Source organism: Kurthia huakuii LAM0618 (genome assembly GCF_000505545.1).
GTDB lineage: Bacteria > Bacillota > Bacilli > Bacillales_A > Planococcaceae > Kurthia > Kurthia huakuii.
Window position 1 is genome coordinate 1 of sequence record NZ_AYTB01000045.1, and the last position, 6,127, is coordinate 6,127.

Genomic DNA, 6,127 nt, shown 5'->3' on the forward strand with positions numbered 1-6,127 from the left:
CTATTTTCGTTGTTAGCTTGATGGGTATGTGGCGAGACCCCAAGAAGCACTCGAACAAATGCAGAAACAAGCATTCTTTGTTGTTAGAAAACCGAAAGAGAACGGTAAAAAAGGCTTTGAATATAAAAACATTATTCCGATACCGTCTGTTTCATGGAATGATTACGATGATAATGTGAAAATACGGTTTGACATTGATATTATGCCGTACCTCATTAATTTAAAATCGAATTTCACAAAATATGCAATACTTGATGTCATGGATTTCAAGAGCAAATATAGCGTTCCAATCTATAAACTACTCAACATGACTTACAACCAGTATGAGCATTATGCAGAAACAAAACTTCGTACAAAAAAACAATTAGACAAGTATCAAAATCCTATTTTTCCTCTTGATGAATTGCGACATGTTACAGATACAGAAGAAGGATACAGCGATTTTAGAAACTTTGAAAAGCGAGTGTTGCGTACAGCGGTTGATGAAATCAATGAGCATACCCACTTCAATATTTCATACGAAAAGATTAAAGAGGGACGTTCAATTGGGTACATTCAGTTCTTCATTACAAAAAAGCAAGTTGCAAAGAATGAGTTTTACAAAGAGGAAAAACAAGACAAACCGTATGTTGAGCAACAACAGCAAGATGAAGCAGATTTTCTTTTAGCAATGCGTCACCCATATACTGCTAAATTAGTTGAATATAAGCTACTTGAATTCAATCAGGTAGTTAACGATAAAAAGACAATGTTGATTCTTTATCGAGCAGTTTACGATAAGTATAGTGAGCTTGAATTAGACCGGAAATTAGACCAACATTTGTCGTATGTTAAAGCTCACATGGAACCATATTCAAGACCTAACATTGCAGAATATCTGCGTGTATCTGTAGAGCAATACATTGCAGATTTAAAGTAGTTATATGTATTTCATGGAGTGATTCAGTGAGTACATATTTTTGGTGCAAGGAAGTACATAGATCGGGTACATGCTGTACCCCGTCTATGTACTTTTTTTATTTAATAAAAGGTACATGCTACAGTACGTTTTTTGTACTGCTACGTGTACCGGAAGGGCACTTTTCAATTTGGTATTTGGGGTTTTTGCTCTCTCGAAATTTTAGTGCGTAACAGCACAATTTCGAGTGTTCAGAATGAACACTTTCGCTAACTTCATGCGCCCTTCATGCATAATATCAAACTCTAGTATTTCACAAAGCCCTTTTCTTTCTCTTTCAATTCATCCATTTTCAAAGAAACATATTGTTCAGCACCTACACCACGTTTTGCAAGCGTTAGAAGGCGCATATAATCCTTCTTAGGGAGTTTCACTTGTTCTTCCTCTTCTTTACCCCCTAAAAGCCTTTTTACGCTCTTGTGAGGACTTACACGGCTTTTTATGTACTTCAAATCATCTGAAAGCTTCAAACGGCTCTCGAACGTCTTAGAAAGGCTCTCAAGTCCTTTTGATTTCTTTTCGAGCTCCTCTTTTGTTGCTTTTAGCTGGCTACTTGCTTCAGCAAGTTCATTTCTTAATCGCTCTTTTTCCTGTTGCAACCCCGCAATTTCACGCTGCACCTCTTTGTATTCATGAATATCCTTGATGTTTTGTTCTTTGCTTCGTCCTTTTCCACGTTCCACATCAAATCCTCGTTCTCGCAAGAACTTTGGTAACTCATCATGAATGTGATTGATCTTCGCTTTATTCATTTTCTCTGGATCAATCAAAACTAAAAATAATAAACGTAACTTACTTTTTAAGGTAAATATGTTACCATAAATATAAATTAGTAATAGAAAGGAAGATTTTGATGAAAAAGAATTTATATTCATTTTTAGGTTTTGTTGCTTTATTTTGTGCAGTATTTTTTGTTTTTTCTCCTTCAGAAAAAGCATCAGCAGAGGAATCAGTTCCAGAAGGATTAAATGAATTAGTAGATAAGTATAATCTGGAAAATGTAGAATTCACAGATTATGATGCTAACAAATCTACTTTAAACTTTGATACAGTTGAAGAATTTGAAGCTTTTTTAAAAAATGAGGAAAAAGAAAGTATTGAAACACCTTTTATGGAAAATCCCGCAGAATTACCAGGGGCACCATTAATTACAACTTTTGCAGCTAGTACAACAAAAACTTATACATACAAAGAATATACTGGTGTATCAACTATTACAGCTTATGCAAAAGTAACTCGAAGCAGCAAAGGTATAGTTACTAAAGTCATAGTATGGAGTGATCAAGAAGGAGTTGCTTTCCCTATTGCTTATACTCATATTGCTAGTGATTATAACTTGAATTCAACCAAAAAGGGCGGTAAAGGATATGCTTACGGAACGAAATCATACGGTGTAACTGTTGGAGGACAAGGTATTGCCTACAAAAAGAGCGTAACATATACAGTACCTTTCTAAATGGTATAATTAAGCTGAGTAAGAAAGGAGTAATATATGAATATTAATTATTTTGATATTTTCTTTACTCTATCATTTTTCGTTGTTTTATTTTTTGCTATAGTTTTTATAGTACGTATTGTTAAGTTGAAGAAAAAATAAAGAAAAGAGGAGCTTAATGCTTCTCTTTTTTCTTTTTTAGGATATTATGCTTTTTTCTTTTTTCTTAAATTTTCACTGGTACTCTCTCAAAAATTGCTCTGACTCTTTTATATCGTTTTCCTGTATTTTCTAATTCCTTTCGAAAAACTTCTGATACCAAAAAAGGTTGATTATTTGCTTTTCCGACAGCAACAATATCACCTGGTTGAATGTTTAATTCACGTAAATATTTAGGAATATGCCACGTATATTTTTTGGGATATAGTTTCAACGGATCGCCCTTTTTGCTTCTGATATGAAATCCTGAAAGTGTATTATTCTCCATCAATATCCTCTCCAATCATCAACTTTATCAATTTTCCTAATGTATGAAATAATTCTGTGCTTTCCAGTTCCACCGAGCAACAATCGAATACGCTTTTTCCTCAATATCTGAATCCTCATCATCTACGCGAATTAAATCACCTTCTTCAACATCATCTAAATTCAATTGCTTATGTACTTTTTTCAATAAACCACCGTATGCAATCCTTCGCTTCCGGTATAAACCTTCTTCTAAATCATTTTCTAGCTTACCAGTCAAATAGTCTGCATCTTTCACCGAATATTTGGCGGTTTCTTGCACAGCTGCTTGAATGGCAGTGACCTCTTTTTTCTTGTTCCGTTTTTTATTTTTCACTGCCTCTATTATGTACAATTGGCATATAATCTAGTTTCATCGCCTTTTTCCAAAGACTTGTCCAATCTTCTTGCGACAAATAATTATCACTATTTTTAAAATAAGTTCTTTCAACACATAGCAAAACATGCATGTGCTGATTGTATGAACCGTCTGTTTTATTGACCGTAACTTCTGTCGATCGCATGAAACCAATCATATTTTGAGCCACTTTTTTATATTTCATTAAACGATTAAAACCTTGCGCCATTGCTTTTAAGCTTTTATCCAACGCTTTACCGCCAAATACATTCTTGACTGATAGGGTTAAGAAAAGCCATCTTGCTTTTGGTTTTTGACGAATCACTTCTTCTACAATTTTAGTTGTTTGTATACTTCGTTTCATCGTTTTCCTCCAATTGCACATCGGACATAACAGTGACTTACAAAACCATGCAACAGCCTCGCAGAGCGTTATAATTTTGCACACGAAGTGTCAAAATATAGATAACGTTACTTTGTCAAAGTAACAAACTTCTATGGTATAATGTAGTTAGTCTATTTAAAGGAGTTGGATATTAATATGGGGATGTCGGCGTCAGCTAATAAATCGACTAAACGTACGAATATTGAGCATAACAATAGAGATATGAACGAGAAAGATAAAGCGAAAAATACACATATTGATTATGCGAAATCGGACGAAAATAAATATTTTGTGAAGAAAGATATTCGAGAATTATATCGTGAAGAATTTAATGGTCCTTTGGAAAAATATAATGCAAAGCAGAAACGAAAAGATAGAAAAATTGATGATTATTATAAGCATATACAACGAGGAAAAAAAACAGCACCTCAACAAGAAATGATAATTCAAGTTGGTAATCGAGATGACTTTGAAGATAACGAAGAAAATAAAGAAAAAGTGAACTATGTTTTGGAAAAATGGTTTGAAGGATTTCAAGAAAGAAATCCGCAACTGAAAGTTTATAATGCGGTCATTCACAATGATGAAGCAAGTCCTCATTTGCATTTAAATTTCGTGCCAGTGGCGACTGGATATAAAAATGGTTTAGAGAAACAAGTAGCGTTTGATAGAGCGTTAATTAATCAAAATTCCGACTTGGATAAGTTTAATCCGTTTACTGAATGGCGAGAAAGCGAACTTGCAGAAGTTGAAAAGTTGATGAATGAAGTGGGGATCGAGCGCAAGCTCGTCGGCACGAATGACTATAAAGATGTGAATGAGTACAAAGAAAAACAAGCTGAGAAAGCTAAACTGGAGCAACTGACGAAAGAAGTAGACGAACAAAAAGAAAAGTATGAGCGCAAAGCTGAAAGTTACAAAGAGCCACTCGACGAATTTGAGTACCTTGAATCGACTGTAAAAGATCATAAGCCGATGTTTGGAAAAAAAGGTAAGTTAGTGCCCGAAGAAACATATGAAATGCTGACACAAGGCTATGTGAAAGGTGTTGTGAAAGAAGAAGATTCGGAGAAAGTTAAGCAGTTTGATAATTTGGAACGTGAGTTAGAGTTAGCTAATCAAATGCTTGAAGCTAGTCAACAAAGGATACAAGAGGAGCAGCTTAAACAACTTGCTGAAAAGAAACAGCATGAAAAAGAAATGGAACAAGAAAAAGCGCGACATGAAGCTGAATTAAAAAATAGTGCTGCTGAATACGAGCGTAAACTTGCTGAATTGGAAACGAAGAATAATGAGTTACAACAAGATAATAGCAAGTGGCGTAATCTGATTAGCAAAGAAAGGAACGATTCTAAGGCTGTTAGAGAGCGTTTAGAGACGTTTGAAAGGAAATACGATAAGAACGTTGCAGAACGTACAGAAAACGAGATACAGGCTTTCAAAGGGGCTTATGACACGAAGAACGCGATTGGTTATGTATTGAAACATAGTGATAACTTATATGCTTGGCAAACAGACGTGTTACAAGCTGTTGGTAAACGTGCTGTAGCAAGCGTTGATAGATTCCCTCGACATGTTGTCCCTCAACCTGATGGCAGAACTATTAGCTTGGAACATATAGAATATTTATCTCAAGGTACAGGAGCCATTGCGAACGTTCCTAGTGGCGTTAAAAGTTACATGCAGAATGTGAAAATGTTAGCTAGTGTGAAACAACATGGTACTAACAAGTCAGCCAACACTGGCAGAAGTTTGTAGCTATGTTTATTTCTGTACCAAATTAGTTGATTGGGTCATGGCGGTTTTCCCATGATCCAATCAAGCTAATTGAACAACTGGAGTGAAACGGAAGGCGTTAGGTTCTTGAATTTGCTCTTGAACTTAAAAAAAAGCGTTAAAAACGCTATGTATTATATATATTTATTAATAGATAATAGATATTTTAAAACCTTTTGATCTTTTGGGACGCGAAAAAGTCAGTGTTTGCAAGGGTTTGCGGAATTATATGAGTACAGTAAACTATGTTGATGTGTACAGTAAACTATGTTTACCCAGTACAGTAAACTATGTCGATGTGTACAAGTTCTTTTTATTGTACACATTTAAAGTGTACAATAAAAAACAGTAAGTACCGGACTCTCACATCAAGGTACCTACTGCTGAGAAAAACCACCACTAAGGGGCGATTTATTGTGCCATTCAGTATAGCAAAAAATGAACGAAGAAACGAGTTGGCTAGTTTGAAAAATGTAAAAGTTGTGCAAGCAAATGATTTAATTACAAGTGTGGCGAAGATGGATAAGATACCACTTAAAATTTTTGAATTAGCTGTTTCACAAATTGACATTGAAAACCCACCAGAAGATAACAGCATTGTACTTTCAAAGAAACAGTTATTCGCTTTTTTTAATGCGACAGACGGAAATAAACACACACGCTTTAAAGAAGGCGTACAGACAGCAAAACGGAAAAATTGTACGTTAAGAT

Annotated in this window: 6 protein-coding genes and 1 pseudogene; 4 read left to right on the top strand and 3 right to left on the bottom strand. The window is 34.8% G+C overall.

Going from position 1 to position 6,127, the window contains the following annotated elements; genetic code table 11:
* Positions 1 to 28 precede the first annotated feature (28 nt).
* Positions 29 to 919, top strand: coding sequence for a replication initiation protein (locus V514_RS19525; RefSeq protein ID WP_051392511.1), 891 nt, complete (start codon positions 29 to 31; stop codon positions 917 to 919).
* 284 nt (positions 920 to 1,203) lie between these two features.
* Here the strand turns inward: V514_RS19525 and V514_RS19890 are convergent, their stop codons facing one another.
* Complete coding sequence (locus V514_RS19890; protein WP_152529015.1) at positions 1,204 to 1,728, bottom strand: hypothetical protein; 525 nt, start codon at positions 1,726 to 1,728, stop codon at positions 1,204 to 1,206.
* An 83-nt stretch (positions 1,729 to 1,811) separates the two neighbouring features.
* On the opposite strand from V514_RS19890, the gene V514_RS0118495 reads away from it, so the two are divergent.
* Positions 1,812 to 2,414, top strand: coding sequence for a hypothetical protein (locus V514_RS0118495; protein WP_029501243.1), 603 nt, complete (start codon positions 1,812 to 1,814; stop codon positions 2,412 to 2,414).
* 205 nt (positions 2,415 to 2,619) lie between these two features.
* On the opposite strand, the gene V514_RS0118500 is transcribed toward V514_RS0118495, so the two are convergent.
* The gene (locus V514_RS0118500) at positions 2,620 to 2,880 is read right to left on the bottom strand and encodes a DUF5839 family protein (RefSeq protein WP_029501244.1); all 261 of its coding nucleotides are present in this window, start codon (positions 2,878 to 2,880) and stop codon (positions 2,620 to 2,622) included.
* A 36-nt stretch (positions 2,881 to 2,916) separates the two neighbouring features.
* A pseudogene (locus V514_RS19535) lies at positions 2,917 to 3,667 on the bottom strand (protein rep); the annotation flags it as partial.
* Between the two features lie 129 nt (positions 3,668 to 3,796).
* On the opposite strand from V514_RS19535, the gene V514_RS19540 reads away from it, so the two are divergent.
* Positions 3,797 to 5,398, top strand: coding sequence for a plasmid recombination protein (locus tag V514_RS19540; protein ID WP_029501245.1), 1,602 nt, complete (start codon positions 3,797 to 3,799; stop codon positions 5,396 to 5,398).
* A 482-nt stretch (positions 5,399 to 5,880) separates the two neighbouring features.
* A partial coding sequence (locus V514_RS20725) for a replication initiation protein (protein ID WP_035945135.1) occupies positions 5,881 to 6,127 on the top strand: 247 nt, incomplete at its 3' end.

Coding starts and splice junctions, on each gene's coding strand:
- V514_RS0118500 (WP_029501244.1), bottom strand. CDS start 2,880: ATGGAGAATAATACACTTTCAGGATTTCATATCAGAAGCAAAAAGGGC.
- V514_RS0118495 (WP_029501243.1), top strand. CDS start 1,812: ATGAAAAAGAATTTATATTCATTTTTAGGTTTTGTTGCTTTATTTTGT.
- V514_RS19540 (WP_029501245.1), top strand. CDS start 3,797: ATGGGGATGTCGGCGTCAGCTAATAAATCGACTAAACGTACGAATATT.